This window comes from Erythrobacter sp., assembly GCA_019739335.1.
Taxonomy (GTDB): domain Bacteria; phylum Pseudomonadota; class Alphaproteobacteria; order Sphingomonadales; family Sphingomonadaceae; genus Alteraurantiacibacter.
The window spans coordinates 2,502,818-2,528,778 of record CP073261.1 but is presented as its reverse complement, the minus strand read 5'-3'; the positions used below and the strand labels follow the sequence as shown (position 1 = coordinate 2,528,778).

The 25,961-nt window shown below is 65.0% G+C and carries 26 protein-coding genes and 1 pseudogene; 17 read left to right on the top strand and 10 right to left on the bottom strand.

Translation table 11 applies throughout. From position 1 onward, the window contains the following. Nucleotides 1-57: 57 nt before the first annotated feature. The 5 genes from JY451_12435 to JY451_12415 all read right to left on the bottom strand — a co-directional run bounded on the left by JY451_12435 (nt 58) and on the right by JY451_12415 (nt 4,852). Nucleotides 58-390 carry an AtpZ/AtpI family protein gene (locus JY451_12435; protein QZH74473.1) on the bottom strand — a complete coding sequence of 111 codons (333 nt, stop codon included), beginning with the start codon at nt 388-390 and terminating at the stop codon, nt 58-60. 64 nt (nt 391-454) lie between these two features. After that, entirely contained in the window at nt 455-853 is a 399-nt protein-coding gene (locus JY451_12430) for a hypothetical protein (GenBank protein QZH74472.1), read from the bottom strand. Nucleotides 854-901: 48 nt separating this feature from the next. Continuing rightward, nucleotides 902-1,291, bottom strand: a complete 390-nt coding sequence (locus JY451_12425) for a YdbL family protein (GenBank protein QZH74471.1) — start codon at nt 1,289-1,291, stop codon at nt 902-904. A gap of 19 nt (nt 1,292-1,310) precedes the next feature. Next, nucleotides 1,311-1,502, bottom strand: a complete 192-nt coding sequence (locus tag JY451_12420; protein QZH74470.1) for a YnbE family lipoprotein — start codon at nt 1,500-1,502, stop codon at nt 1,311-1,313. 47 nt (nt 1,503-1,549) lie between these two features. Further along, complete coding sequence (locus JY451_12415) at nt 1,550-4,852, bottom strand: YdbH domain-containing protein (GenBank protein ID QZH74469.1); 3,303 nt, start codon at nt 4,850-4,852, stop codon at nt 1,550-1,552. Between the two features lie 68 nt (nt 4,853-4,920). On the opposite strand from JY451_12415, the gene radC reads away from it, so the two are divergent. After that, nucleotides 4,921-5,628: a DNA repair protein RadC gene (radC, locus tag JY451_12410; protein ID QZH74468.1), complete on the top strand. Its 708-nt coding sequence runs from the start codon at nt 4,921-4,923 to the stop codon at nt 5,626-5,628. A gap of 122 nt (nt 5,629-5,750) precedes the next feature. Here radC and JY451_12405 read toward each other — a convergent pair whose 3' ends face one another. After that, nucleotides 5,751-8,540, bottom strand: a complete 2,790-nt coding sequence (locus JY451_12405) for a DUF3857 domain-containing protein (GenBank protein ID QZH74467.1) — start codon at nt 8,538-8,540, stop codon at nt 5,751-5,753. A 171-nt stretch (nt 8,541-8,711) separates the two neighbouring features. Here JY451_12405 and JY451_12400 point away from each other — a divergent pair, with 171 nt between their 5' ends. The 5 genes from JY451_12400 to JY451_12380 all read left to right on the top strand — a co-directional run bounded on the left by JY451_12400 (nt 8,712) and on the right by JY451_12380 (nt 12,040). Next, nucleotides 8,712-10,025 (top strand): adenylosuccinate lyase, encoded by a 1,314-nt coding sequence (locus JY451_12400; GenBank protein ID QZH74466.1) that lies wholly within the window; start codon nt 8,712-8,714, stop codon nt 10,023-10,025. Between the two features lie 207 nt (nt 10,026-10,232). Beyond that, nucleotides 10,233-10,643, top strand: a complete 411-nt coding sequence (locus JY451_12395; GenBank protein QZH74465.1) for a LapA family protein — start codon at nt 10,233-10,235, stop codon at nt 10,641-10,643. Then, on the top strand, nt 10,640-11,314 hold the full coding sequence (gene pyrF, locus JY451_12390) for an orotidine-5'-phosphate decarboxylase (GenBank protein ID QZH74464.1): 675 nt from the start codon (nt 10,640-10,642) through the stop codon (nt 11,312-11,314). Before JY451_12395 ends, pyrF begins: the two co-directional genes overlap by 4 nt. A 1-nt stretch (nt 11,315) precedes the next feature. Next, nucleotides 11,316-11,660, top strand: a complete 345-nt coding sequence (locus JY451_12385) for a glyoxalase (GenBank protein ID QZH74463.1) — start codon at nt 11,316-11,318, stop codon at nt 11,658-11,660. Between the two features lie 8 nt (nt 11,661-11,668). Further along, nucleotides 11,669-12,040 carry a bleomycin resistance protein gene (locus tag JY451_12380; protein QZH74462.1) on the top strand — a complete coding sequence of 124 codons (372 nt, stop codon included), beginning with the start codon at nt 11,669-11,671 and terminating at the stop codon, nt 12,038-12,040. A gap of 152 nt (nt 12,041-12,192) precedes the next feature. Here the strand turns inward: JY451_12380 and JY451_12375 are convergent, their stop codons facing one another. Beyond that, nucleotides 12,193-12,753, bottom strand: a complete 561-nt coding sequence (locus JY451_12375) for a hypothetical protein (GenBank protein ID QZH74461.1) — start codon at nt 12,751-12,753, stop codon at nt 12,193-12,195. 77 nt (nt 12,754-12,830) lie between these two features. Between JY451_12375 and JY451_12370 the strand changes: the two genes are divergently transcribed. The 6 genes from JY451_12370 to JY451_12345 all read left to right on the top strand — a co-directional run bounded on the left by JY451_12370 (nt 12,831) and on the right by JY451_12345 (nt 18,322). Then, nucleotides 12,831-13,478, top strand: coding sequence for a phosphoribosylanthranilate isomerase (locus tag JY451_12370; GenBank protein ID QZH74460.1), 648 nt, complete (start codon nt 12,831-12,833; stop codon nt 13,476-13,478). Next, nucleotides 13,475-14,725: a tryptophan synthase subunit beta gene (gene trpB / locus JY451_12365; GenBank protein ID QZH74459.1), complete on the top strand. Its 1,251-nt coding sequence runs from the start codon at nt 13,475-13,477 to the stop codon at nt 14,723-14,725. The genes JY451_12370 and trpB overlap by 4 nt, the downstream gene beginning before the upstream one ends. A gap of 145 nt (nt 14,726-14,870) precedes the next feature. Beyond that, complete coding sequence (locus tag JY451_12360; protein QZH74458.1) at nt 14,871-15,074, top strand: hypothetical protein; 204 nt, start codon at nt 14,871-14,873, stop codon at nt 15,072-15,074. Beyond that, on the top strand, nt 15,071-15,850 hold the full coding sequence (gene trpA, locus JY451_12355) for a tryptophan synthase subunit alpha (GenBank protein QZH74457.1): 780 nt from the start codon (nt 15,071-15,073) through the stop codon (nt 15,848-15,850). Before JY451_12360 ends, trpA begins: the two co-directional genes overlap by 4 nt. A gap of 152 nt (nt 15,851-16,002) precedes the next feature. Then, nucleotides 16,003-16,851 (top strand): acetyl-CoA carboxylase carboxyltransferase subunit beta, encoded by an 849-nt coding sequence (locus JY451_12350; protein ID QZH74456.1) that lies wholly within the window; start codon nt 16,003-16,005, stop codon nt 16,849-16,851. Between the two features lie 133 nt (nt 16,852-16,984). Beyond that, nucleotides 16,985-18,322, top strand: a complete 1,338-nt coding sequence (locus JY451_12345) for a bifunctional folylpolyglutamate synthase/dihydrofolate synthase (protein QZH74455.1) — start codon at nt 16,985-16,987, stop codon at nt 18,320-18,322. Between the two features lies 1 nt (nt 18,323). Here JY451_12345 and JY451_12340 read toward each other — a convergent pair whose 3' ends face one another. Beyond that, nucleotides 18,324-20,060, bottom strand: a complete 1,737-nt coding sequence (locus JY451_12340; protein ID QZH76713.1) for an MFS transporter — start codon at nt 20,058-20,060, stop codon at nt 18,324-18,326. 50 nt (nt 20,061-20,110) lie between these two features. On the opposite strand from JY451_12340, the gene JY451_12335 reads away from it, so the two are divergent. Further along, entirely contained in the window at nt 20,111-20,944 is an 834-nt protein-coding gene (locus tag JY451_12335; protein ID QZH74454.1) for an rRNA pseudouridine synthase, read from the top strand. After that, on the top strand, nt 20,941-21,489 hold the full coding sequence (rsmD, locus tag JY451_12330) for a 16S rRNA (guanine(966)-N(2))-methyltransferase RsmD (protein QZH74453.1): 549 nt from the start codon (nt 20,941-20,943) through the stop codon (nt 21,487-21,489). The genes JY451_12335 and rsmD overlap by 4 nt, the downstream gene beginning before the upstream one ends. On the opposite strand, the gene JY451_12325 is transcribed toward rsmD, so the two are convergent. Next, complete coding sequence (locus tag JY451_12325; protein QZH74452.1) at nt 21,486-21,815, bottom strand: hypothetical protein; 330 nt, start codon at nt 21,813-21,815, stop codon at nt 21,486-21,488. The two genes, rsmD and JY451_12325, sit on opposite strands and share 4 nt — an antisense overlap. Nucleotides 21,816-21,912: 97 nt before the next feature. Between JY451_12325 and JY451_12320 the strand changes: the two genes are divergently transcribed. Next, nucleotides 21,913-24,219 (top strand): UvrD-helicase domain-containing protein, encoded by a 2,307-nt coding sequence (locus tag JY451_12320; protein ID QZH74451.1) that lies wholly within the window; start codon nt 21,913-21,915, stop codon nt 24,217-24,219. A gap of 198 nt (nt 24,220-24,417) precedes the next feature. Here the strand turns inward: JY451_12320 and JY451_12315 are convergent. Continuing rightward, a pseudogene (locus tag JY451_12315) lies at nt 24,418-24,696 on the bottom strand (GIY-YIG nuclease family protein). A gap of 141 nt (nt 24,697-24,837) precedes the next feature. Between JY451_12315 and JY451_12310 the strand changes: the two are divergent. Together JY451_12310 and JY451_12305 are read left to right on the top strand one after the other, a co-directional pair. Beyond that, the gene (locus JY451_12310; GenBank protein QZH74450.1) at nt 24,838-25,011 is read left to right on the top strand and encodes a hypothetical protein; all 174 of its coding nucleotides are present in this window, start codon (nt 24,838-24,840) and stop codon (nt 25,009-25,011) included. Between the two features lie 59 nt (nt 25,012-25,070). Continuing rightward, nucleotides 25,071-25,958, top strand: coding sequence for a DMT family transporter (locus JY451_12305; protein ID QZH74449.1), 888 nt, complete (start codon nt 25,071-25,073; stop codon nt 25,956-25,958). The last annotated feature ends 3 nt before the right edge of the window (nt 25,959-25,961 follow it).

The window sequence follows — 25,961 nt, the reverse complement described above, 5'->3', positions numbered from 1 at the left end:
CTGGGGCGGTTACCGGAGCCATTGCAGCTGCCACGACTGACAAATCCCTTGCGCTACTTAGTCGTCAGCGCCCGAATCAGGGCGCTGATTGGAAAGGCGGATAATATTCCTGAAGGCGACCACTATTCCGAGGACCAGGCCGCCCAGCAGGGCCCAGGGATTGATGTCGAAGAACCAGCCGATGGTCCATCCGACAACCGCTCCACCAAGAAGCCCACCGAGCAGGTCTGCCAGCGCCCGATTGCCCGCCTTGTAGCCGGAATCGGAGCCTTTGACCTGCGGCCGGTTGCGCTGTTCTTCCCGCTCGCGCGCGGCTTTCAGCCGCTCTTCGAGCGCGTCGATCCGCGCATCCTCACCGATGGGTTCCCGTGCGGGTTTCTCGTCGCTCATGCCGCCTCCTCTATGGCAAGGAAATGGCACACGCAATGAGGTGCCCGCCAAGGGCGCCGCCCCCTTAGGCGGGGGGTATGGGCGAGTCAACCGGTGGGGTGGGGGTTTCGGCGCGTTTCCATGCGACAAAGGCTATGTAGAGAGCAGCGAACAGCAATAACGTGGAAACGATTGCGTCGGGGGCTAGGTCGCTCGCAAAGCCGTCCATTTCAGTCGTCATGAGGAAAATAAAGAGCTGAACAAGATCCCAGCCGATCATAAGCGCCAGCACTGAAGAACCTACAACCACTGATCGCCATCGGGTAAGGCGAGAAAGTACGAACGAACCGATATAGATCGTGGTGGAAACGGCCCAGACGATATTTGCTTCAGGAAAATTGTAGGCGCTCGAGCCGATCCACAAATCCCGGATTGAGGACACAGCTAAGACTGCTGACAAGATTATCGTGATGGCTACCAGCACCGAAAAAACTGCAGCTTCGGTTCGAGTGCCACCCAACTCTAATCTGCCTCACGGACAGCGCGGATCGCGCAGCGGAGCCCCTGCTCCGCGCTGCTGCCAGGTACCATCGGGCGCCTGGTACATTTCTCCCGGCTCGGTGCGGGCAATCGCCAGACAACCAGCGGTGAAGGCGTATTCCTCCAGCGTCGCATTCTCCGCCTGCGCGCGTTCGGCGTAGACCGCGCGGCGGCGGATGTTGAGATCGTCCACCAGTGCCCGCAGCGCCGGCGTAGCGGCGCCGACGATGCCGAGATAGCCGTCCATCTTCTCGCCGATCTGCTGGCTGGCGCGCGCAGCGGAATAGGCCGGATCGCGCTGCGCCATGGCGGGCGAGGCGACCAGTCCGGCAGCCAATATCGCCCCGGCGGCGATGAGAATATTTTTGCGGATCGTCATCATTCAAACTCCAGAAAGCCGATCAGAAGATATCGGCGTTCGCATCAATCGTTTCCTCGGCATCCCCTGCGAGCCGGTAAATCACTTCCTGCGTGATGTTGATGTTGAGTTCGATCACGATCGGCTCGTCGGGTGCTTCCAGTGTAATGCACCCGGCCAGCGCTATCGCCCCCAGCATCGCCACCAGCCCCTTTGCGCGTCTGATCCCCGTCATCCGGGGACTATGCGCGCGGGGGCGCAGGCAAGTCAATTTCACACAGCTCATCGCATGGCCTCGCTTTCGGGGGGCTGAATATCGGGTTCATCGGTTTGGGGTGCTTCGAGCAGTTCGCGCATCGCCTCCTCGGCGGCGGCTTCGTCCAGAGCGTCGACAGTGTCCTGGTCCACCGTCTCGCGCAGTTGCGTGCCGTCATCGCGCACGAGGCCGAGATCGCGCGGGTCGCGCAGTGCGGCGGGATCGTACATGGCGCGCAAAGAGGTCATCAACTTGTAGAACGGCGCACGGATGTTGATCCGCAGCACGATCGGCAGGCCGGCAATGGCGCGGCTGACCATATTGCTTTCCGCCGTCTCCCCCTGCCGGATTCCGGCAAAGCGCACCTGCGTCACCAGTTCGCCGGTCAGCGGGCCGTTCATGTCGATTTCCATCCGGTCGTACTGCAGGTCGCGCAGGGTGCGGAAGGCGTAGTTGGCGAAGTAGCCCATGTCCTCGTAGGTGAGTTCGCCGACATAGGAGACATGGCCGCCGGGCGGGCGCGATCGCAGTTCGCCGCTGACCAGCTGGCCATTGCCGTCGGCATCGAAGATGATCGGGATTACCCCGTCGAAAGTGCCGCTGGCGGCAAGGTTGCCAAGTTCCATCCGCTCGACGAATTGCGAGGCTTGCAGCCCAGTGATTTCCATTACGTAGGCGCGGGTTTCCTGCACCCCGATATTGATCGCCACGGGACGCATGGTGAGGGTGCCGCCCATGAACGGCCAGCTGCCGCCGGTCACCTCGACGCGTTCGCCATCGATCAATTGGAAGCCGACTTCGCCGTTATTGATTTCGATCCCCGGATTGATCGCGGCAACGCGGATTCGCTGGTTGGGGGCGGTGGTTAGGCCAAGCAGGTCGGAGAACTCAACGATGCCGCTTGCCCCCTTGATCGGACCAAAGGCAGCATCGAGATCGAGCGAGGTGCTGGAAAAGCTGCCCCGGCTGGTGACGGCATCGGGGTTCCACTCGATCTGGCCTCTGCCCGTCACTGTGCCCCGGACATCGCTGACCACGCCCAGCGCAAGGCAGGTGAGGCCATTCTGCACGATTTGGCGTGCGAGATCGGGGCGCAGGCAGTGCGCGGCAGGTGGCGCGGGTTGCAGGTCGGGGCCGAAGGTCACGCCATCGATGAACAGATCGGCCTGTCCGGTGCCGCTGGTCAGATCGTGGGCAATCTCCAACCGACTGAGCACAGTATCGGTTGCCGGATGGCGCAGTACGGCATTGGCGGTGATGCGGCTGTCGGCCAGCGTCAGAGTTGCGCCCTTCGCCACCAGCGGTTCGAACCGGTCGGTCGCCTCGCGATCTTCCAATACGAACCCTGCATCAGTGAGCGACAGCACATCGGCATAACTCCAGTTGCCGCTGGCATCGAGCACGTCGAGCGGAACGCTGGCGAGGAAAATGTCGGCATCGGCGAAGGTGCCGCCCACGTCTCCGGGAGTTAGTCGCGCCTGCAGTTCGCTGATCGTGAAGCGCTGGGCATTGTCTTCCGGGCCGAGAGTGATGGCAAGATCGCGCGCGGACAGTGCGCCGGGATAGGCGAACCCGACTGCTCCGCTGCGCAAGGTAATCGGCGTCTCCGCCAGCTCGCCTGCCAGATCGAGCGAAGTCGCCCCCGCCGCGAGTTGCAGCCCGCCGCTGCCGTAGCGCAGGATCGGGCGGCCGGTGGGCGGGCACAGGGTGAGTGACTGGCGGCGCAGGGTGAGACTGGCCACGGTCAGACTGTCAAAGCCGACACTGCGGCAGCCGCTCCACAGTGCCAGTGCACCATCCGCGCTCACGGTACCGTCGATCGGTAGGACCAGCCCCTGAGCAAACCCGCCGGGTAGGGGTCCGCTGGCGAGCACCCTGCCCTCCAGCGCCAGCCGTCCGTCCCGCCCTTGCACCACGGTCATCGCCGGTACGGCAAGGCGCGCATCACCCGCCGCATATTCGCGCATCGCCAGCCGTAGCGAGAGGGCACCGTTGTGTGCCTGCTCCATCCGGCCGTCGATCTGCGGCAGACCATCGCCCCCGGTCGAAAGGTCGCCAGAGAAGCGCGGCAGTCCCTCAGCCGGGATCGCCAGCCGCGCGCGAGCCAGATTGACGAGCGTCGCCCGGCTGCCCCCGCGCAACCGCGCTTCGGGGATTACCACGCTGGTCAGGTCGCCGATCCGCCGCGCATCGAATCGCGCCACCAGCGTGCTGCCGCGCAGTTCTCGGGCAAGGTTGGCGGCGAACTTGTCCAGCAGCGGCGCGGCGAGCGTGCCTTCGCTGGCATCTGCCGCCCCGGCCAGCGCGCCTGCAAGATCGCCGCCCAGCGCCAGATCGCTGCCTGCAAGATCGCCTTCCACTTCGATCCGCGCGAACTGGTCCATCGCCCGAACCCGGCCCTCGGCGGTCAATTCGCCTGCGTTACCGGCGGCAGTCACGACATCGCTGGCGGCCAGATCGTAGAGCGCGGTCAGATCGCCTTCGCGCCAGCTGAACCGCCCTTCCCCGCCGATCCCTCCCGCGCTTATTGAGGCAATCTCACTGCGGCCCAGCGCGAGGACATAGGTGCCCTCAAATGCGGCAAATTCGCCGTCGGCCTGCCCGGCGATTTGCACCGTGCCATCCGCCAGCGCCACGCCCTGTGCCGCACAGTCGAGCGAACCGAACCGCAGCGGCCCAGCGAACTCCGGCTGCGCATCGGCGATGGAAACGCGACCATAGAGCGTTGGCGCGGCAACCGCGCAACCCGGAAGCGCCAGCCCTTCCGCCACCGCCGCCACTTCGGCGTTGAAGCCGTCCTGCAAGTTCCCGCCGCCGCCGATCTTCACGCCCACGCGCCCGTAATCGGTTTCCAGCAGTCCGCGCCCGTCCTCGATCACCACGTTCAGATCGGGAAGTTCGACCGGCCCCTCCTCCCCCGTGAACAGCAACGGATCGAGTTCGCCGAAGCTGAGCACTCCCTCGCGGTAACTGCCGTACAGGCGCGGGCGCACCAGTCGCAGCTCGTTGAGATCGGGAAAGCCGAATCGCGGGGTGATGTTCAGCTCCAGCCGCTCGATGGTCAGGTCCGGCGCGGCGGGATCGCCAATAACGATATTGGTCAGCACCTGCTGCTGCGGCGAAATGCTCTCGACCGTGTAAGTCGCGTCAATATCGTTCTGTTCGAAGGTGTCGGCGATGTAGCTGTCGGCAATCTGCTCGCGCTGGAACCAGATCGCGGCGACAAGCAGCGCCACCAGCAGCACGAACACGCCCACGCCGCCCAGCAGCCAGCGGCGCTTGCGTCCCCGGGGACGATCCTCCGCTGGTGGCACTTCTTCCTGCGTCATCGATGGTGAACTCTTGCGCGAGCGGCGCGCTAAAGGCAATGCAATGCCTGCAAGGGAGTGCTGACGGAATGTCGCAAAGTGCCGAAAATCCGCCCAAATCCGCGCCCGCCGGGGCGGCCGGCCATCGCGCGCGGCTGCGCGAGCGGCTGCTCGGCGGCGGAGCGGAGGCGCTCGCGGATTACGAAGTGCTCGAATACCTGCTGTTCGGCGCGCTGGCGCGCGGCGACACCAAGCCGCAGGCCAAGGCTCTGCTTGCCCGGTTCGGGACGCTCGCTGCGGTACTGAATGCGGAACCGGGGGCGCTGAAGCAGGTCAAGGGCGTGTCCGATGCCTGCGTCGGCCAGATCAAGATCGCTGCGCTGGTCGCCCGCCGCATGGCGCGCAGCGAAGTGGCGGACAAGCCGGTGCTCGGCAGTTGGCAGGCGCTGCTCGATTACCTCGCCATCGATATGGCGCACCTGCACCACGAACGGGTGCGGGTGCTCTACCTGAACACCAAGAACCGCCTGCTTCTCGATCATCTGGTGGGCGACGGCACGATCGACGAAGCCGCGATCCACCCGCGCGAAGTGATCCGCCGGGGGCTCGATTGCGGTGCTTCGGCGCTGATTCTCGTCCACAACCACCCCAGCGGCAATCCGGAACCGAGCCGCGCGGATATCCAGATCACCAAGGCAATTGCCGAAGCGGGGCGGCCCCTGGGAATTACCGTGCACGATCACGTGATCGTGGGACGTGAGGGGCATGTGAGCCTGCGGGCGAAGGGGGTAATTTGAGGCTTTGAGTGATCCCGACAACTCCCACGTCACCCCGGCCTCCGAGCCGGGGTCCCGCTGACTAGTCCGAGGAATAAGCGGGACCCCGGATCAAGTCCGGGGTGACGTGAAGCATTATGGGGTTACGACGAAGGCGGCAAAATCCCGTGCCGTGTGTAGAACTGCTCCATCTGCGGGGCCATTAGCAGGCCCGTCGCCATGTCCTCTCGCCCGCCAGCGTCATCCGCGTGCAAGCGCACAATCCCGCGCAGATAATGCGACTCAGCCAGATCGGGCTGAACTTCGAGCACCGCATCGAGATCGGCCAGCGCCGCCGAATAGTCGCCGAGCCGGAAATGGATCAGCGCGCGGCTGTCCAATGCCGCGGCGGGATTGCTCGCCCGCTCGACCGCCTGGGTACAGCGCGCCAGCGCGCTTTCCAGCGCCACCTGGAACAGCCCGCGAAACCAGCAATCGCCATTGAGCGCGGTGGCATTCTGCGGCTGGTCCGCCACCAGATCCTCGATCAGCGCATGGCCACCGGACACATCGCCCCCCAGCGCCATCACCGTTGCCAGCGCATCGGTATGATAGGGAAGGTCATCCTCGCCCACGGCCAGAACGTCGAGCAATTCCATCGCCGCCTGAACCTGCCCGTTTTCGGCCTGCATCGATGCCAGAGCACGGGCGTTCGCGTTGGAAGGCTCCAGGTCGTAAGCCGCCTGCAAATCGGCAATCGCTGCCTCGATATCACCGCGCGCTTCGTTGAGCCATGATCGTTGAGTGAACACCCATTCCGATGGAATTTCCTCAGCCAGATAATCGAAGTCGGCCAGCGCTGCGTCGAGATCGAAGACCGAGCGGGCAAACAGCGCCCGGTACATGCGCGGCAGGTGGTTGTCCTCGTCGGCGAATTCGATCGCGTCCTGATAGGCGGCAAAAATCGGCGCGGCGCGGGCCTGCCGCTCATCCGCGCTCAGTTCCCAGCGCCAGGTCACGTCCGACGGCGGCACCAGTTCGAGCGAATCGCTTTCCAGCCGACGAGCCGCGCGCTTGGCTGCCGGCAATTCGGTCGCGGAAATCTCGCCCAGCGTGGAAAACACTTCGCTCACCGCGCGCACCGTATCGCCTTCGATCGCGACCTCGCGGGTGATCCGGGTGTTGCCGAAGCCGCCCGCGAAATCGGAATTGCCCGCGAGCGAAAAGCCCAGCCCGCCTTGCGGCAGCACCATCGTCATCGCGCTCGCCTGCCGCAGCGGCCCTGCCGTCGCGACCGGGATATCCCGCCACGATGGCCGTGCCCGGTCCGGGTTGAAGCTGCTGAAATCCTGCGCCGAATTGAGCACGGTCCGGAGCCGCCCGTCTTCCCACTCGAAATCGGACGGGGCGATACCGTGCACGATCAGTGTGGCGACGGCTTCCTCCTCGTCGTAGGCAATCGAGAGACTGCTAACCTGCATCTCGTCCTGCTCGGAAAACTGCGCCGCCATCTGCCGCAGCGTTTCGGGATCGTCGGCATCGACCACCGCTTGCAATTGCGCGCCCGCCGCGCCGACCACGCGCATTTCCAGCGTGAAAAGCTGCGGAAAATCGACTCCGGCAGAATGATCGGCGCGCATCGTCATCGTCATCTGCGGAACGGCGGGATCGCGCGGTGTCATCGCGATCAGTCCCGCACCACCTTCGCGAAGCGGCAGCGCATGGTAGAACGGCGGCACATCGCCGATGGTGGCGAGGCGGGTAGCGGCGCTGGTGCCGTCCAGCCAGTAGTCGGTGCCGTCGATCACCGCGCGGATGATGACATGATCGAAGGCCGCAGGCAGCGGCAGCAGTTCGGGCACGGCATCGCCCATCCGCGTGCTCACCAGCACCGGCTCGGCTTCGATATCCATCGCCCGCAGCAGCGCCAGCAGCAGCACCGACTTGGCCTTGCAATCCCCGTAGCGAATGTTCCAGGTCTCCTCGGCGCTTTGCGGCAAGTAGTTCCCGCCATCGAGCCCATTGAGCAGGTAGCTCACCTCGTCCTGCACCAGCCGCACCGCCATGGCCGCGCGGGCCAGCGGATCATCGGTTGCTGCCATGATCTCGGCCGCCTGCGCCGCCACTGGCGAATCGGCCGCCAAGGCGGCGCCCGCTTCGTAATGCGGCGCCATCACCGCGCTCAGTTCGTCCCAAGTGGCGAAGCTGCCGACGCGCAACACCGCAGGCCGACGATAGCGGAACGGCGCATCGCCGGGCAGTGGATCGGGTTCGGCCAGCGGCAGATCGAGCGACAGATAGCGATAGCCGTCGCGTTCCACCGGCTCGCCCAGTTCTGCCCGGTCCTCCGCGTCCCAGTACATTTCCTCGTCCACAGGCCAACTCATCGCGACCCGCGCCGTGCCGACCTGCCACGGCGCGCTGGGGAGGAATTGCAGCGCCTGCACTTCGTCGCCCAGCGCCTGATCGGCAGTGGAAACCGAATGGGCGATCCGCAGCACGTCTCCTTCGTGCAGGCCGGGGACCGAGACAGTGGCGGTCAGTTCACCATCGAGCAGCCGGTTCTCCAGCCCCTGCTCGCGCCGCAGCACTTCAAACGTCACGCCCTGCGCGATCAGGTCTATCACTTCGCCGTCCCGAATGATCTCGAACCGGTGCACGGTGAGATCGCCCTTGTCGGGAAGCCAGGCCAGTGTTTGCGTGTTGGCCGCCATCAGCGCCTGCGGGTTGTCCACCCGGATGGCGCTATCGGAATAGGCGTAGACCACTCCGTCCTCGATCCGGTACTGCCAGTCGCGCAGCAGGTTGGCTGCCGTCCCATCCAGCTCCAACTCGGCAAGCTCCACGCTATCGACCCACTCGGGCGCAGGCGCATAAAGCGGCTCGGTCCCGGCATGGGCGGCGCTGGCCCACGCGAGCGCGAGCAGCGGCAGGGCGGCGAGTGATCTGTGCATGGTATACCCCTGTTGCAGCGCCGGATTCGCACTGCATCGCAGGGGACTATGCCAGTCAAATGCTTACGAAAGCAACGGCCTGTGCAGATGGCGGCAAGGCTGCCCTTGCCAAGCCGGAGCGAAGGCAATAGCCGCGCCGCAAACCTGCCCCTTCCTTACCGGAGTCTCCCGATGGTCCCCCGCTATTCCCGCCCGCAAATGTCCGCGATCTGGGAGCCGGAAGCGCGCTATCGCATCTGGTTCGAGATCGAGGCGCATGCGACGCAGAAGCTCGCCGATCTGGACGTAGTGCCGCAGAGCGCGGCGCAAGCACTTTGGGACTGGTGGGCAACCAATCCGGCCATCGATGTCGCGGCAATCGACGCGATCGAAGCCGTCACCAAGCACGATGTGATCGCCTTCCTCGACTGGGTCGCGCAGCAGGTCGGCCCCGAAGCCCGCTTCATGCACCAAGGCATGACCAGTTCGGACGTGCTCGACACGACGCTGGCGGTGCAACTGGCGCGCGCCAGCGACCTGCTGCTGGAGGATATGGACGCGCTGCTCGCCGCCATCGAGCGCCGCGCGCAGGAGCACAAGTACACCCCCACCATCGGCCGCAGCCACGGCATCCATGCCGAACCGACCACTTTCGGGCTCAAGCTGGCGCAGGCCTTTGCCGAGTTCTCGCGTTGCCGGGCACGGCTGGTGGCGGCGCGGGCGGAAGTGGCGACCTGCGCTATTTCGGGCGCGGTGGGCACTTTCGCCAATATCGATCCGGCGGTGGAGGAATATGTTGCGGACAAGCTAGGGCTGGCGGTCGAGCCGGTCTCCACGCAGGTGATCCCGCGCGATCGCCACGCGATGTTCTTCGCCACGCTGGCGGTGGTCGCCAGTTCGATCGAGCGGCTGGCGGTGGAAGTGCGCCACTTGCAGCGTACCGAAGTGCTGGAGGCGGAGGAGTATTTCTCGCCCGGACAGAAGGGTTCGAGCGCCATGCCGCACAAGCGCAACCCGATCCTGACCGAGAACCTCACCGGTCAGGCCCGGATGATCCGCGCCTATGCCCTCCCCGCGATGGAAAACGTGGCGCTGTGGCATGAGCGGGACATTTCGCATTCTTCAGTCGAACGCTTCATCGGCCCCGATGCCACCATCACTCTCGACTTCGCCCTCGCCCGGCTGACCGGGGTTGTGGACAAGCTGCTGGTTTATCCTGAGCGGATGCAGAAGAACCTCGACCGGATGGGCGGCCTCGTCCACTCGCAGCGAGTGCTGCTGGCGCTGACGCAGGCGGGGATCACCCGCGACAATGCCTACCGGCTGGTGCAGCGCAACGCGATGAAGGTGTGGGAAAGCGACGGCACGCTCTCACTGCTCGAACTGCTCAAGGCGGATGCGGAAGTGGCCGCAGCGATGAGCGCGGCGGAATTGGAGGACAAGTTCAACCTCGATTACCACTTCCGCCATGTCGATACAGTGTTCGCACGGGTGTTCGGCCAATAAAATCCTCCCTCTTCGCGCAGCGAATGGGGAGGTGGCGCGGCGCCGCAGGCGACGTGACGGAGGGGCCGGAGCGCAAGGCCCCTCCACCATCCTGCGGATGGTCCCCCTCCCCACGCCCGCGGCGCAGGGAGGACTTTACAAACCCTTCCCAAGCCGCGCCCTTCCGCCTAGCATTGCCGCCAACGAGAGCTGTGAAGGACAAGCCCCATGCAAATCATCCGCACCGCCATCTGGGTCCTGCTGCTGGTCGCGCTGCTGCTGTTCTCGATCGCCAATTGGGACCCGACCGTCACGGTGCGGATCTGGGACGGGATCGTGGTGGATACCAAGATTCCCGCCATCGTCATCGTCAGCTTCCTGATCGGTTTCGTGCCGATGTGGCTCTATCACCGGGGCAGCAAGTGGAAGACCAGCCGCAAGATCGCCAGCCTCGAGAACGCGGCGCGACTGGCTGCGGCAACTCCGGTGGCTAATTCAACAGCTACGACTGACACGACTCCGGCCACCCCGCCGCAGCCCGCCGAACCGGATACGCCGCTGCAACCGACCTACAGCGATGCCACCCTCGCCCAGCCTCCTTCGACGGCGGATGGCGACAAAGGGCCGCACACCGCATGAGCAATCCGGTCTATCTCGCGCTCGATCTGCCGCAGCTCGATGCGGCGAGGGCTCTGGCGGACAGGGTCAAGGGGCACATCGGCGGGGTCAAGCTGGGGCTGGAATTCTTCTGCGCCCACGGCCACCACGGCGTCCACGAGATCGCCCACCTGGGCCTGCCGATTTTCCTCGACCTCAAGCTGCACGATATTCCCAACACCGTGGCCGGCGCAATGCAGGCGATCCACGTGCTCGAACCCGCGATCGTCACCGTCCACGCCAGCGGCGGGCGGGCGATGATGGAAGATGCCAAGGCGGCGGCGGGAGAGAACACCAAGGTGGTCGCCGTCACCGTGCTCACCAGCCTCGACGATGGCGCGCTCCGGCGCACCGGCGTTGGCGGCACGGCGCACGATCAGGTGATGCGGCTGGCCGAGCTGGCCGAAGCAAGTGGGCTCGATGGCATCGTCTGCTCGGGGCACGAGGTGAAGGCGGTCCACGCACAATGGAAAAGGGGCTTCCTCGTCGTTCCCGGCCTGCGCCCGGCCGGGAAAGCTGTCGGCGACCAGAAACGCGTCGTCACCCCTCGCCAGGCGCGGGATGATGGCGCTAGCGTGCTGGTGATCGGCCGCCCGATCAGCCGCGCGGACGATCCGCTGGCCGCGGCGCGGGAGATTGAAGGGACGCTTTAGGATGGCGCAGGTCTGTCCCTTTGTCCCTTCGCAGGACATGGACATTTCGGTCGCGTTCTACGAAGCTCTCGGTTTCACCACGCAATTTCGCGACAAGACTATCGCGGTAATGGATTTCGAAGGCGCAACGATCCTGATTCAGCCTTACTGGGTGAAGGACTGGGCGCACAACTGGATGGCGCAACTGCGCGTGACCGATCTCGATGCGTGGTGGAAGCGGATTGCAGAGGTTCAAGCGACTTACAATCCGGGCGTTTGCAAGCCTCCTGAAGTTCAACCCTGGGGTTTGAAAGTGGCATTCCTTTCGGACCCGGCTGGCGTGCTGTGGCATGTGACTGAGGCTTAGCGAATCCGATGACCGACCACGCCACCCCCAACCTCCCCTCGCGCGATTTCCTCGCGACTGAGCGTTGGTACGGCAAGCTCGGCTTCAAGGCTTCGTATCGCTCCGGCCACTGGCTGATCCTCGAACGCGGCGGCGCAACGGTTGAATTCTTCCCCTGGCCCGATCTCGACCCCTACCAGAGCAATTTTTCCTGCTGCCTGCGGCTGGACGATCTCGATGCGATGGTGGCGCAATGCGGTGCGGCAGGCGTGCCCGAGGCGCGCACTGGCATTCCGCGCCTTGTCCCGCCGCAGAAGGATATCAGCGGGCTGACGATTGCCTATCTGGTCGATCCGGACGGCAGCCTGCTGCGGCTGGTGCGGAATCCGGTGGGGGATTAGCTTCTCGCCACCCGCGCAAATCCCGCTCATCCTGAGCTTGTCGAAGGACAGCCACTAGGCTTGCCCCACGGCTGGGCTGCTTGTGCGGCAGTGCTTCGACAAGCTCAGCATGGGCGGATGTAGTGATAGGTTTGGTCTCAACCTCAGGCGACTTAGCCCACCGGCTTAGGCGGTGCCGCTTCGGTAGCAGCCTGTGTCGGAGCCGCAGGCTTGCCGCCCGCCGGAGCGGGTGCCGGAGCAGCCTCGGCAGGCGCAGCGGCCTTGCCCGGCGCATCGGCGGGAGCTTCGGCAGCGACATCGGCAGCGGGCGCGGCGACATCGCCGGTCTGCTCGATCGTCCAGCCGAGCAAGGCCATATCCTCGCCCTCGCCCACGAAGATGAAGGTCTCGGTGGCGGTGCCGTTCTCGAAGGTCGAATCGTAGGTGATCTCGGTGGTGGTCACGCCATTCTCGGTGTTGATGTTGAAACCGGTCTGCTCGCCCGACATGAACGCACCGAAAGTCTCGCGCATCCGCACCATTTCGCCGTCGAACCCTTCGCGGGTGGTCGCCTCGCGCAGGCCGGCATCGGCCTGGTTGTAGATCGCTTCCCACTGATTGCCGTTGAAGGAGGAGTGGAACGCGGCGATCTCCTCGTCGGCGCTGTCCATCACGGCAAATGGATTGCACGCGGCCAGCAGCAGCGCGGCGATAACGGCGAACATTCTGCGCATGATTGGATTCCCCCCAAAGTTGCAGAAAATAGTCTGCCGCACTTTCGAACCGGAGTCGAATCCCCTAAGCGGCCCGCATGTCGCAAGTGCTCATAAAAATCTGCGGGCTGACCACGCCCGATGCCGTCGATGCCGCTGTCGATGCCGGGGCCACCCATGTCGGCCTCGTCCACTTCGAACCCTCGCCGCGCCATGTCTCGCTCAGCGATGCCGCCAAGCTGCGGGTGCGGGTGCCCGGCCACGTGAAGGTCGTGCTGCTGACGGTGAACATGGAGCCGCTCCCAACCGCCGAGGCCTTGCAGGAAGTGCAGCCCGACGTGATCCAGCTCCACGGCAAGGAAACGCCCGAATGGCTCGGCCTCATCAAGGCCAATTCGCAGATCGAGGTGTGGAAGGCGATTGGCGTGAAGGATCGCGCGGCGCTGGAAAAGGCCGAGCGGTTCAAGGATGCCGCGCACCGTTTGCTCTATGATGCGGCGGCGGGCGCATTGCCGGGGGGCAACGGACTGCTGCTCGACTGGCGGTTGCTGATGAACTATCGCCACGTCATGCCATGGGGACTCGCGGGCGGGCTGAACCCGGACAATGTTGCGGATGCGATCCGCTACACCGGGGCCGAACTGGTCGATGCTTCCTCCGGCCTCGAATCTGCGCCGGGAGTGAAGGATACGGCCAAAATACGGGCCTTCTGCAAGGCCGCGCAGGGCGCTAGGGCAGCGGCATGACAGAGAACACTCCCAATTCGTTCCGCGACCAGCCGCCCCCGAAAGCGAACAGCTTTCGACAAATGCCAGATTCGCGCGGCCATTTCGGCCAGTTCGGCGGGCGCTATGTCGCCGAAACGCTGATGCCGCTGGTGCTCGATCTGGAGCGCGAATACCGCCGCGCCCAGGCCGATCCGGCGTTCAAGGCGGAATTCGACGATCTGCTGGAGCATTACGTCGGCCGCCCCAGCCCGCTCTATTTCGCCCCGCGCATTAGCGAAGAACTGGGTGGCGCGCAGATCTGGTTCAAGCGCGACGAGCTGAACCACACCGGCGCGCACAAGATCAACAATTGCATCGGCCAGATCCTGCTCGCGATCCGCATGGGCAAGACGCGGATCATCGCCGAGACCGGCGCGGGGCAGCACGGCGTCGCCACCGCCACCGTCTGCGCGCGGTTCGGCCTGCCCTGCGTGGTCTATATGGGCGCCGAGGACGTGCGGCGGCAATCGCCCAACGTGTTCCGGATGAAGCTGCTCGGCGCCGAAGTGCGCCCGGTGACGGCGGGTCGCGGCACGCTGAAGGATGCGATGAACGAGGCACTGCGCGACTGGGTCGCCAATGTGCATGACACGTTCTACATCATCGGCACGGCGGCAGGGCCGCATCCCTACCCCGAACTGGTGCGCGATTTCCAGAGCGTGATCGGGCGCGAAGCACGGGCGCAGATGCTCAGCCGGACGGGCCGCCTGCCGGACCTGTGCGTGGCGGCCATCGGCGGCGGCTCCAACGCCATCGGCCTGTTCCATCCGTTCCTTGACGATCCCGAAGTTGCGCTACTCGGCGTGGAGGCAGCGGGCCACGGACTCGATGGAGACGAACACGCCGCCAGCCTCGCGGGCGGATTCCCCGGCGTGCTCCACGGCAACAAGACCTACTTGCTGCAGGACGAGGACGGCCAGATCACCGAAGGCCACTCGATCAGCGCGGGGCTCGACTATCCGGGCATCGGCCCCGAACACGCCTGGCTGAAGGAAACCGGGCGGGTGGAATATACCTCGGCCACCGATGTCGAAGCGCTGGACGCCTTCCAGCTGCTCTGCCGCACCGAGGGGATCATCCCGGCTTTGGAACCCGCCCACGCCATCGCCGCGATCGTGAAACGCGCGCCGACCATGCCGAAGGACGCGATCATCTGCGCGAACCTGTGCGGGCGGGGGGACAAGGATATCTTCACCGTCGCCGAGGCGCTGGGAGTGGAGATGTGATTTTTCGCTCAGCTTCCGTCATTGCGAGGAGCCGCAGGCGACGCGGCAATCCAGTCCCGATGGTTGCGCGTTTGTCCAAGGGCGGGACTGGATTGCTTCGCTTCGCTCGCAATGACGAAGGTGGGATTGTGACGGGAGTGGGGATGTGAGCGAGCCGACTCTTCGTGAAGATTGGAAAGACTTGCGTGAGAACTGGCATGATCCAGAGTATCGTCTAGGATTCTGGAAAGGTTTTATTCCGACCTTCTTGATCAGGTTTATCTTCGGAATAATTGGGGCTCTTTTCGCAATTTTCTTAGGCGGAATTCTCGTCCGTTTTCTTATCGCCGCTATAGAGTTGTATTTGTGACCCGCCTCTCCACCACCTTTTCCGCCCCGCACCCCGCGCTCGTCTGCTTCATCACTGCAGGCGATGGCGACACGGCGGCCAATCTCGATGCGCTTGTCAAAGGCGGCGCGGACGTGATCGAGCTAGGGATGCCGTTCACCGATCCGATGGCCGATGGCCCGGCGATCCAGGCGGCGAATATCCGTTCGCTCGGCGCGGGGACCAAGACTGCCGATGTGCTCGCGATTGCCGCTTCTTTCCGCGCGCGGCATCCCGAAGTGCCGCTGGTGCTGATGGGCTATGCGAATCCCATGCTGCGGCGCGGGCCGGAATGGTTTGCCGAGGCGCTTACGCAGGCGGGCATTGACGGAGTGATTTGCGTCGATCTCGCGCCGGAGGAGGACGAGGATCTCGGCCCCGCGCTGCGCCAAGCCGGGATCAGCCTCATCCGCCTCGCCACCCCCACAACCGACGCCGCGCGGCTGCCCGCCGTGCTCCACGGATCGAGCGGGTTCCTTTACTATGTCGCGGTGGCAGGGATCACCGGGATGCAGCAAGCCGCCATCGAATCGATCGAGGCGAATGTCGCGCGCATCAAGGCGCATACCGATCTGCCGGTCGCGGTCGGTTTCGGCGTGCGCGAGCCGGTACAGGCCGCCGCGATTGCCCGCGTGGCCGATGGGGTGGTGGTCGGCTCGGCGCTGGTCGAACTGGTGGCGAGGCACGGTGTCGATGCGCCGGAGCATTTGCGCGAATTGACCGCGAGGCTTGCTGAGGCTGTTCACTCCGCACGATAAACTCCCCTCCCGCTGGCGGGAGGGGCCGGGGGTGGGCCTGTCATGGCGAGCCCCACAAGCCCACCCCGCTGCGACTAAGCCTCACTTCGTTCGGCAAGTCTCGCGCCCCTCCCGCTTGCGGGAGGGGATGGATTGCGCTTAAGGAACTTCGCATGAGCTGGCTAACCCGTGTGCGCGAGCGCCTGCCTTTCGGCACGAAGCGCGAATCTCCCGATAACCTGTGGGTCAAATGCCCGCGCTGCCAGGAAATGGTCTTCGCCAAGGAGTACGAGGCGAACCTGTCGGTCTGCCCGAAGTGCGATCACCACGGGCGGATCGGGGCCGATGCGCGGCTGGCGCAATTGCTCGACGAAGGTTACGCGCTGCTCCCCGCGCCAAAGGTGGCCGAGGACCCGCTCGGCTTCAAGGATTCCAAGCGCTACCGTGACCGGCTGAAGGCCGCCCGCGCGAGCAATCCCCACCCTGATGCCTTCACTGCAGCCATCGGCACCATCGAGGGTCAGCCTGCCGTGGTCGGCGTGCAGGATTTCACCTTCATGGGCGGCAGCATGGGCATGGCTGTGGGCGATGCCTTTATCGCCGCCGCGCAGAAGGCGCTCGATGCGCGCTGTGCCTTCGTCTGCGTGACCGCAGCGGGCGGCGCGCGGATGCAGGAGGGCATTCTCAGCCTGATGCAGATGCCCCGCGCCACGGTAATGACGCGCCGCCTGCGCGAGGCGGGCCTGCCCTATATCGTCGTGCTGGCGGACCCGACCACCGGCGGCGTCACCGCCAGCTACGCGATGCTCGGCGATGTGCATCTGGCCGAGCCCGGTGCGCTGATCGGCTTTGCCGGGCAGCGCGTGATCCAGGAAACCATCCGCGAGAAGCTCCCCGAAGGCTTCCAGCGGGCGGAATACCTGCACAAGCACGGCATGGTCGACATGGTGGTGCGCCGCGCGGACCTGCGTGGGCGTCTGGCAGAGCTGCTTGGTTATCTGAGCCCGGCGCAGGCGGCGTGAAAACTCCCCTCCCGCTGGCGGGAGGGGTTGGGGGTGGGCCTGAGTCTGCACTAGGCTCGCTCCGCTCGCCCCCACCCCTAACCGCTGGGGCTTCGCCCCCTCTTCGAGTCCCCGCCAGCGGGAGGGGGATTTCGTGAAAGACTTCGCCCTTTCCGAAAACGAAGCGGTGCAGCGCCAGCTTGACCGGCTCGGCGCACTGCCGCTGCCCAAGGGCACTATCGGACTCGACACCACCCGCGCCTTGCTCGACCGCCTCGGCAATCCCGAGCGTGAACTGCCGCCGGTGTTCCACGTTGCCGGGACCAACGGCAAGGGTTCCACCTGCGCCTTCCTGCGCGCCATGCTGGAGGCGGAGGGATACAAGGTCCACGTCGCCACCAAGCCGCATCTGGTGCGCTACAACGAACGCATCCGGATTGCCGGGGAGCTGATTTCGGACGCACTGCTCGCAAGCCTGCTGGAGGAAGTGCTCGACGCTTGCGAAGGACTCAACCCCAGTTTCTTCGAAGTCACGACGGCGGCGATGTTCCTCGCCTTCCACCGCAACTCTGCGGATGCCTGCGTGATCGAGGTCGGGCTTGGCGGGCGTTTCGACGCCACCAATGTGCTCGAAAAGCCTGCCGCCTGCGGCATCGCCAGCCTCGGCATCGATCACGAGCATTTCCTGCTCACGCCCGACCCCACCGCCCCTAAAAGCCCGCTGGCCCGGATCGCTTTCGAGAAAGCAGGCATCGCCCGCCCCGGCGTGCCGCTGGTGACGATGGATTACCCGGACGAGGCCAACCAGGCCGTTTTCGCACAGGCAGAGAAGGTTGGCGCGCCGCTTTATCCCGCGGGCAGCCGTTGGCACTTTGCCGAAGGGATCGGCAAGCGCACCGGCTATCGCGATGCCAAGGGCTCGCTGTTCCTGCCCGAACCCCCGCTCGAAGGCTGGCACCAGCGCGTCAATTCTGCGCTGGCAGCCGCGATGCTGCGCCATCAGGACGTTCTTCCGGTTTCGGTTGCGTCGCTGAAAGCGGGAACACTCGCCGCACGCTGGCCCGCGCGGCTGCAAGTGCTCGGTCCCGGCCCGCTGACCGAACTGCTGCCCGCCCGGCGATTGCTGCTCGACGGCGGGCACAATCCCGATGCGGCGATGGCGCTGGCCGACTACTTTACCGAGAACAACACCGGCCCCATCGATGCGCTGATCGGGATGATGGCGCTGAAGGACGCGCGCAATTTCCTCACGATCCTCGCCCCCCACCTCGCCAGCGTGACGGCGGTGCCGATCGAGGGGAATGACCATCTTGCGCTCGATGTGCTGGAGGGATTGGCGAAGGAAGCAGGCGTGGCGCAGACTTCTTCCGCGCCCGATCTCGTCTCCGCGCTCGAAGCCCTGCCCCAGCGCAACGGCGGCACGGTGCTGATCGCCGGTTCGCTCTACCTGGCAGGCAAAGTTCTCGCGGCGAACCGCGAAGTGCCCGACTGAGCTACTCCGCCGGAACCGCCACCGGGTCAGGCGCAACCACGCCGGTATTCGCCCCCTTGCGCGTTACCCGCCACCATTCCAGCGCGCACAGCACCACCGCCACCGCACCGATCAGCGCCGTAAAGACGAAGACGTAGGCATAGCCCCGGTCTTCGATCATCTCGCCCAGCGCGCCGCGCCCCAGGGTCCCGACCAGCAGGGTGAGCGAGGACAGTAGTGCATATTGCACGGCGGAATACTTTTTCGACACGATCGAACTCAGCCACGCCACATAGGCCGCGCCGGCAATGCCGATGGCGAGGTTTTCCCACATGATCGTGAAGGTCAGCCGAGGCAGCGCATCGGATCCGAACGGAGCCATGAACTCGATCAGCGCGGAAAAGCCGATGGCATCGCTCGCCGCCTGCATGTTGGCGCCCCCGATGGCCATATCGGCATAAAGCAGATTGGTGGCCGCAGCGAGAACCGCGCCCAGGGTCAAAGTAGCCATTCGCCCGATCACCGTGATCAGATAGCCGCCGAACGCCAGGCCCGCGATAATCGCGCCGACGCCGAAGAACTTGGAAGCGAAGGCCACCTCGTCATTGGTATATTCCAGCTCGCCGAGATAGAACGGATAGGCAAAGGTACCCCAGATTGCGTCACAGATGCGGTATGTCAGCACCAGCGACAGGATCAGCACCAGCGACCAGCCCATCCGTCCGACGAATTCCACCAGCGGCATCACCAGCGCGCGATAGAGGTGATCCAACGCGTAGGAGCCGCCCTGACGCTCTGGCAAGTCCTCGGTCAGCAGGTGCGCACCCCTGGTCTTTTGCGCCGCCAGCCATCCGGCCACCAACGCCGGGACAACCACTGTAGCGACAATGATCCACGGCCCCCATTGCAGGGTGAAATCGGTCGGGTTCGGGCGATCTTCCGGCGCGTAGGTGAGCGACATGAACATGAAGATCAGCACCACCGCGATCGCAGCCGCCCACAGCAGGCCGACAATCGCCAGCGCGCGTGTGCGGATCGCGGGCTGCAATTCGCCCGCGCGGCGCAGGCTGAGCAGCAATTCGTCGTCTGCCGCCCCTTCGACCGGATCACCGACCTTGCTGTCCGGCGCCCACAGCCCGGCAATACCGATCAGCAGCAGGATACCGCCCATCACCAGATAGGTCTGCGGCCAGCCGATCCGCGCGGCGATAATCAGGCCCAGCGCGCCGCCCACCAACGCCGCCAGCCGGTATCCCATCTGGTAGATGGTCGAGAGGATATCGAGCGAGGCATCTTCATCCGCCACATCGATGCGCCAGGCATTGATGGCGATGTCCTGTGTCGCGCTCGCCAGCGCACCGATGCCCGCCAGCAGCGAGAACCAGCCCATGTTGCTGTCGGTCGGATTGCTCAGGCTCAGCGCGATCAGGATCACCCCCAGCAGGATTTGCGCGGGCACGATCCACTGCTTGCGCCTGCCCAGCTTCGAAAAGCCGGGGATTGTCACCTTGTCGATCAGCGGCGACCACAGGAACTGGAAGGCGTAGGCGAGCCCGATCAGCGAGAAAACGCCCATCGTTTCCAACTCGACTTCGGCCTCGCTCAACCATGCGTAGAGCGTGCCAAGGAACAGCGCAAACGGCAGGCCGCTGGCAAAGCCGAACAGCGCCATGTAGCCGCTCTTGGGATTGCGCAGCGAGCGGAACAGCGTTCCCCAGCCCGGTTTGGTCCCCGATTTGGTCTTTGCGGCTTCGGCCATACGATCCTCGGTCAATTGGTCTCTGCGGTGTCTAACCGTAACCGCTCGCAATGGAAGGCTGGATGAACGGGCCATCACCGACTAAGGCGCAGGGTATGTCGAAAGCACCGCACCCTGCCGGGAAACCCGAAGGCGACCGCCCCGAGGGCGACCGTATCGCCAAATTGCTCGCCCGCGCCGGAGTCGCCAGCCGTCGCGAGATCGAGCGGATGATCGAGGACAAGCGGATCAAGATCGGCGACGAGTTGGTCACTTCACCCGCCACCTTCCTCACCAGCCTGAAAGGCGTGACGGTGGACGGCAAGCCCGTCGCCGCGCCCGAACGCACGCGGCTGTTCGCTTTCCACAAGCCCACCGGACTGCTGACGGCGGAACGCGATTTCTCCGGCCGCCCGACGATCTACACCGCGCTGCGCAATGCCCTGCCCGCCAACACCCCGCGGCTGATGCCGGTCGGGCGGCTCGATCTGAACACCGAGGGCCTGCTGCTGCTCACCAATGACGGCGAGTTCAAGCGGCAGATGGAACTGCCCTCGTCCGAAATCCCGCGCACCTATCGCGCCCGCACTTTCGGCGATGTCTCGCAGGAACAGCTCGAAGCGCTGATGGAAGGCGTCGAGGTCGAAGGGATGCGGTACGACAAGATCAACGCCAATCTCGAACGCAGCACCGGCCGCAACCAGTGGATCGAACTGACGCTCACCGAAGGCAAGAACCGCGAAGTGCGCCGGGTGCTCGAATTTCTCGGGCTGGAAGTCAGCCGCCTTATCCGCATTTCCTACGGCCCGTTCCTGCTCGACAAGCTGGCGCGCGGCGCGGCGGTGGAAATCCGCAAGGAAGACATCGAGCGGTTCCGGAGTTCGATCAAGCAGGCCCGCAAGTGAGAATTATCGCCGGCGAATGGAAGCGACGGCAATTGCGCACGCCTGCGGGCGATGCCACCCGCCCCACGGCGGATCGCACCCGCGAGACTCTGTTCTCGATGCTCGTCAGTCGCCTCGGCACTTTCGAAGGGCTGAGTGTGGCGGACCTGTTCGCGGGATCGGGCGCGCTGGGGCTGGAGGCCTTGAGCCGGGGCGCGGCAAGCTGCCTGTTCGTCGAGCAGGATGCCGCCGCCGTCCGCGCCATCCGCGACAACATCGCCGCCCTGCGCGCGCAGAGCCGCTGCGAGGTGATCGCCGGATCGGCGCTTACGCTCGGCGCGGCCAAGGCCCCGCGCGATCTGGTGCTGCTCGATCCGCCCTACGGCACCAATGCGGGCGCGGTAACTATCGACCGCCTGGTGCGGCTCGGCTGGATCGGCGAAGCGACCTGGGTGGCGCTGGAAATCGGCGCGAAAGAAGACCCGCAGGTCCGCAGCATGGAAGTCGAAAGCGAACGCAAGGTCGGCCCCGCCAAGCTGGTGCTCCTGCGGATGCCCGGCAGCTAGCCTTCGGGTTGCTGCGGCGCTTCCGCTGGCAACGGGCCGTCAATTTCGCTCGCAGGCCGACCGGGCCAATAGTCGATGGGCACATTGCCGAAGTTCAATCCGGCTTCACGCGGATTGATGCAATCGTCTGCCTGATCACCTTCGCACACATCGTATTCGCGGCCATCAACCCTCACGCGGGTAGCGCGACCACGATCATCGCGCGCGATGACTTCGGCAACAGGTGTAGCTTGTCCGGCCTGGGGTTCCTGCTGGGCCTGGGGCGCAGCCAGCGCGGGAGCGGCAAAAGCCAGACCGCCTATGGCAAGGATGGCAAGGGTCTTCATCGGGTAAACTCCTTTCGAAGGATCCATTGAACCGCAAACGGACAAAGTCTGTGCAGGTTCCTTGCGCCGGTCGCCCTCGTTCCCTAACTGTTCGCCGGTGTCCCATCCCCCCGCCCCCTCCGACTCTGCCGAACTGGCGGAGATTCCCGAATGGCTCGCCAAGCTGAACACGCCGCAGCGCGCCGCCGTCATGGCGACCGAAGGCCCCGTGCTGATGCTCGCGGGTGCAGGCACCGGCAAGACTGCGGCGCTGACCCACCGCCTCGCGCACATCGTCCGCCAGCGGCTGGCCTGGCCGAGCGAGATTCTCTGCGTCACCTTCACCAATCGCGCCGCGCGCGAAATGCGCGAACGGGTAGGCAAGCTGACCGGCGGCGCGCTGGAGGGGATGCCGTGGCTCGGCACCTTCCACTCGATCGGCGCGAAGATGCTGCGCCGCCATGCCGAACTGGTGGGCCTGCAAAGCAATTACACCATCATCGATCCCGACGACCAGTTGCGCCTGCTCAAGACCCTGATCCGCGAAGCGGAACTGGATGAAAAGCGCTGGCCCCCGCGCCTGCTTGCCGGGCTGATCGACAGCTGGAAGAACCGCGGCCTCAATCCGGCGGACCTGACCGCGGTGGACAACGAAAGCTATGCCAACGGCAAGGGGCAGGAAATGTACCGCCTCTACCAGGCGCGGCTGATTGCGCTCAACGCCTGCGATTTCGGCGACCTGCTGCTGCACATGCTGACCATCTTCCGCCAGCATCGCGACGTGCTCGAAAGCTGGCAGCAGCGTTTCAAATACGTGCTGGTGGACGAATACCAGGATACCAACGCGGTGCAGTACCTGTGGCTGCGGTTGATCGCGCAGACCCGCAAGAATATCTGCGTGGTGGGGGATGACGACCAGTCGATCTATTCATGGCGCGGCGCAGAAGTGGCCAATATCCTGCGGTTCGAGAAAGATTTTCCCGGCGCGAAAGTGGTCAAGCTGGAGCAGAACTATCGCTCCACACCGCAGATCCTCGCCGCCGCCAGCGGACTGATCGCCAGCAACAGCCAGCGGCTCGGCAAGACGCTGTGGACCGAGCTTCCGGCGGGCGACAAGGTGCGCGTGATCGGCGTGTGGGACGCGCCCGAGGAAGCGCGCCGCGTGGGCGAAGAGATCGAGCGGCTGGAGCGCGAAGGCGCACCTCTGGAACAGGTCGCGATCCTCGTGCGCGCGCAATACCAGACCCGCGAATTCGAAGACCGCTTCATCCAGATCGGCCTTAGTTACCGCATCGTGGGCGGCTTCCGCTTCTACGAACGCGCCGAAATCCGCGACGCGCTCGCTTACCTCCGGGTAATCGCGCAACCGGCTGACGATCTCGCGTTCGAGCGCATCTACAACCAGCCCAAGCGCGGCCTGGGGGACAAGACGCTGGAGAAAATGTACCAACACGCCCGCCGCACTGCCCAGCCGCTCGCCGCCGCCGCGCTCGAACTGGCGGACAGCGACGAACTGCCCGCCCGGACGCGCGGCACGATTGCCGGGCTGATGCGCAACTTCCTGCGCTGGCAGGGCATGGCGGAAGCCGTCACGCCGTCGGAACTACTGCGCACGGTGATGGAGGAGTCCGGCTACGACGCCATGCTCAAGGCCGATCGCTCGGCGGAAAGCGCGGGGCGTGCAGAAAACCTCACCGAACTGGCACGGGCGATGGAGGAATATCCCACGCTCGGCGATTTCCTCGAACATGTCGCGCTGGTGATGGAAAACGACGCGGCGAGCGACGAGGAAAAAGTCACCATCATGACCATGCACGCCGCCAAGGGGCTGGAATTCGATCACGTGTTCCTGCCCGGCTGGGAAGAAGGCGTGTTCCCCAGCCAGCGTTCGCTCGACGAAGGCGGGCTGGCCTCGCTGGAGGAGGAACGGCGGCTGGCCTATGTCGCGATTACTCGCGCGCGGCGCCGCTGCACCGTGCTCCACGCGGCCAACCGCCGGATCTACGGCCAGTGGACCAGCTCGATCCCCTCGCGCTTTGTCGAGGAACTGCCCGCCGAACACGTGGCAGTGGAGACTACGCTGACCGGTGGGCGCTCGCTGTGGCAGGCGAACTGGAGCGAAAGCGAAGACCCCTTCGCGCATGTGTCGCAGTCACGCCCGGAACGCTCTTCGGCACGCGGCCCCGGCTGGCAGCGCGCGCTGGCGACCGGATACGAGACCAAGCAGGTGCGGGTAAAGGAATCCAGCCGCAGCGCCGCAAGCTTCGCCGCCAAGCCGCGCTCCGACGTGGAAGTGGGCGCGCGGGTATTCCACGAGAAGTTCGGCTATGGCCTCGTGACCGGGCAGGAGGGGAACAAGCTGGAGATCGATTTCGACAAGGCCGGGGTGAAGCGGGTAATCGATAGCTTTGTTACGGTGGCTTGATGCGCTTGGGGTTGGTTGCAGCACGCGGCCTTCGACAGGCTCAGGCTGAGCGGGTGTTTGTGCGAAACGGCAGGCACGACAGGACTGTTCGTTTAGCGACGATCCGGTGAAGAACGCTTAATCTCGCAAGCCTTTTCACATTTGCCCAGCTCAGCCTTAGCCTGTCGAAGGCCACGCGCAAACATCCGCCCCAAAGACCTATCCACCACGCGCCAATCGCGAAATTTCTTCCCAATCTCCTGCGATCAGCGCCTCTTTCTTAGCCCGACTCCAACCTTTGATCCTGCGTTCCGCAGCAAAGGCCTCGTCCCGCGTTGGAAAACACTCTGACCAGACGAGCTTCACGGGACGACGCCCAGCAGTGTAGCCTCGCAGCGTCCCACTCTGATGCTGCGCCAAACGCACATTGAGGTCGTCGGTATGCCCTGCGTACTAGCTGCCATCGTTGCAAAGCAGGAGATAGGCGTAGAAATCCATGCCCGCTGGATTAGCCTTTGCGCGTGGCCTTCCACAAGCTCAGGCTGAGCGAAGGTTAATGCGAATGTCCCCCACAATCGCACCCTGTTAATCCAATCGAGACACCCCGCCGCTACACCCGCCCCGTCAGGAGACTCCCCAATGAAATTCGTCAATCTGCCCTCGCGCGGCGGCAATTATCTTGTCGTGGCCAGCAATATCGCCTGGCTGCGGACCGGGGAGAACGGGCAGACGCTGGTCGGCATGGTCGGTGGCAGTCCGCTGCTGGTGACCGGTTCGATCGAGCACGTGGCGGGCGTAATCGGGGCGGCCTAATCCCCTCGAGCGGCGGCGGAAGGTTTCTCCGCTCCGCTCGCCATGCTACCGCGCTGCCCATGCCCTTCCGCGACATCGCCACCCTTGTCCTGCTCTGCGTGATCTGGGCCGCGAATGTCATTGTCAGCCGGATTGTCGTCACCGACATGGCCATCCCGCCGCTGTACTACGCTGCGCTCCGGTCGCTGCTGGTGGTTGCGGTGCTCGTGCCGTGGCTCAAGTGGCCGGGGAAGGACTGGTGGCGGGTGGCGCTGGTGACGACTTCGGTGAGCGGCGGCGGGTTTGCGCTGCTGTTCGTCGGGCTGCAGGATGCCACGCCCTCTTCCTCCGCCATCGTCCAGCTCTCAGGCGCACCGATGACGGTGCTGTTCGCCATCGTAATCCTGAAGGAACAGGTGCGCTGGCGGCGCGGAATCGGGATTGCGATGGCGCTGGGCGGGGTACTGCTGGCGGTCGCTTCCCCCACCGGGTGGGAGAACAGCGCCGGGCTGCTGTGGGTGTTCGCGGGCGCGCTAGTGGGGGCGCTGGGATCGGTTTACCTGAAGACCATCGAACTGTCCGCGCTGCGGCTGATGGCCTGGGCGGGGTTCTTCTCCAGCCTGCTGCTGTTTCCGCTGAGCATGGCGCTGGAAAGCGGCCAGATCGCCGCCTCGCTCGCCATGCCGTGGGAACTGGCGGGGGCAACGCTGTTTTCGGGCCTCGTCGTCTCGGTGCTGGCGCACACGCTCTATTTCCGCATCCTGCAGGCGAACGAGGCAGGCGTGGTCGCGCCGATCACCCTGCTGACGCCGGTGTTCACAATCCTGATGGGCGCGACGATCACCGGCGACGAAGTGAGCCTGCTAATGCTCGCGGGCGCGGCACTGGCAGTGGCGGGCGTGCTGGTGATCGCGGTGCGACCGAGCACAGCGATGTTCAAGGGGCTGCTAGTGCGGCCCCGGCTATAAAGC

Coding starts and splice junctions, on each gene's coding strand:
- JY451_12435 (QZH74473.1), bottom strand. CDS start 390: ATGAGCGACGAGAAACCCGCACGGGAACCCATCGGTGAGGATGCGCGG.
- JY451_12425 (QZH74471.1), bottom strand. CDS start 1,291: ATGATGACGATCCGCAAAAATATTCTCATCGCCGCCGGGGCGATATTG.
- JY451_12420 (QZH74470.1), bottom strand. CDS start 1,502: ATGACGGGGATCAGACGCGCAAAGGGGCTGGTGGCGATGCTGGGGGCG.
- JY451_12415 (QZH74469.1), bottom strand. CDS start 4,852: ATGACGCAGGAAGAAGTGCCACCAGCGGAGGATCGTCCCCGGGGACGC.
- radC (QZH74468.1), top strand. CDS start 4,921: ATGTCGCAAAGTGCCGAAAATCCGCCCAAATCCGCGCCCGCCGGGGCG.
- JY451_12405 (QZH74467.1), bottom strand. CDS start 8,540: ATGCACAGATCACTCGCCGCCCTGCCGCTGCTCGCGCTCGCGTGGGCC.
- JY451_12400 (QZH74466.1), top strand. CDS start 8,712: ATGGTCCCCCGCTATTCCCGCCCGCAAATGTCCGCGATCTGGGAGCCG.
- JY451_12395 (QZH74465.1), top strand. CDS start 10,233: ATGCAAATCATCCGCACCGCCATCTGGGTCCTGCTGCTGGTCGCGCTG.
- pyrF (QZH74464.1), top strand. CDS start 10,640: ATGAGCAATCCGGTCTATCTCGCGCTCGATCTGCCGCAGCTCGATGCG.
- JY451_12385 (QZH74463.1), top strand. CDS start 11,316: ATGGCGCAGGTCTGTCCCTTTGTCCCTTCGCAGGACATGGACATTTCG.
- JY451_12380 (QZH74462.1), top strand. CDS start 11,669: ATGACCGACCACGCCACCCCCAACCTCCCCTCGCGCGATTTCCTCGCG.
- JY451_12375 (QZH74461.1), bottom strand. CDS start 12,753: ATGCGCAGAATGTTCGCCGTTATCGCCGCGCTGCTGCTGGCCGCGTGC.
- JY451_12370 (QZH74460.1), top strand. CDS start 12,831: ATGTCGCAAGTGCTCATAAAAATCTGCGGGCTGACCACGCCCGATGCC.
- trpB (QZH74459.1), top strand. CDS start 13,475: ATGACAGAGAACACTCCCAATTCGTTCCGCGACCAGCCGCCCCCGAAA.
- JY451_12350 (QZH74456.1), top strand. CDS start 16,003: ATGAGCTGGCTAACCCGTGTGCGCGAGCGCCTGCCTTTCGGCACGAAG.
- JY451_12340 (QZH76713.1), bottom strand. CDS start 20,060: ATGGCCGAAGCCGCAAAGACCAAATCGGGGACCAAACCGGGCTGGGGA.
- JY451_12335 (QZH74454.1), top strand. CDS start 20,111: ATGGAAGGCTGGATGAACGGGCCATCACCGACTAAGGCGCAGGGTATG.
- JY451_12325 (QZH74452.1), bottom strand. CDS start 21,815: ATGAAGACCCTTGCCATCCTTGCCATAGGCGGTCTGGCTTTTGCCGCT.
- JY451_12310 (QZH74450.1), top strand. CDS start 24,838: ATGAAATTCGTCAATCTGCCCTCGCGCGGCGGCAATTATCTTGTCGTG.
- JY451_12305 (QZH74449.1), top strand. CDS start 25,071: ATGCCCTTCCGCGACATCGCCACCCTTGTCCTGCTCTGCGTGATCTGG.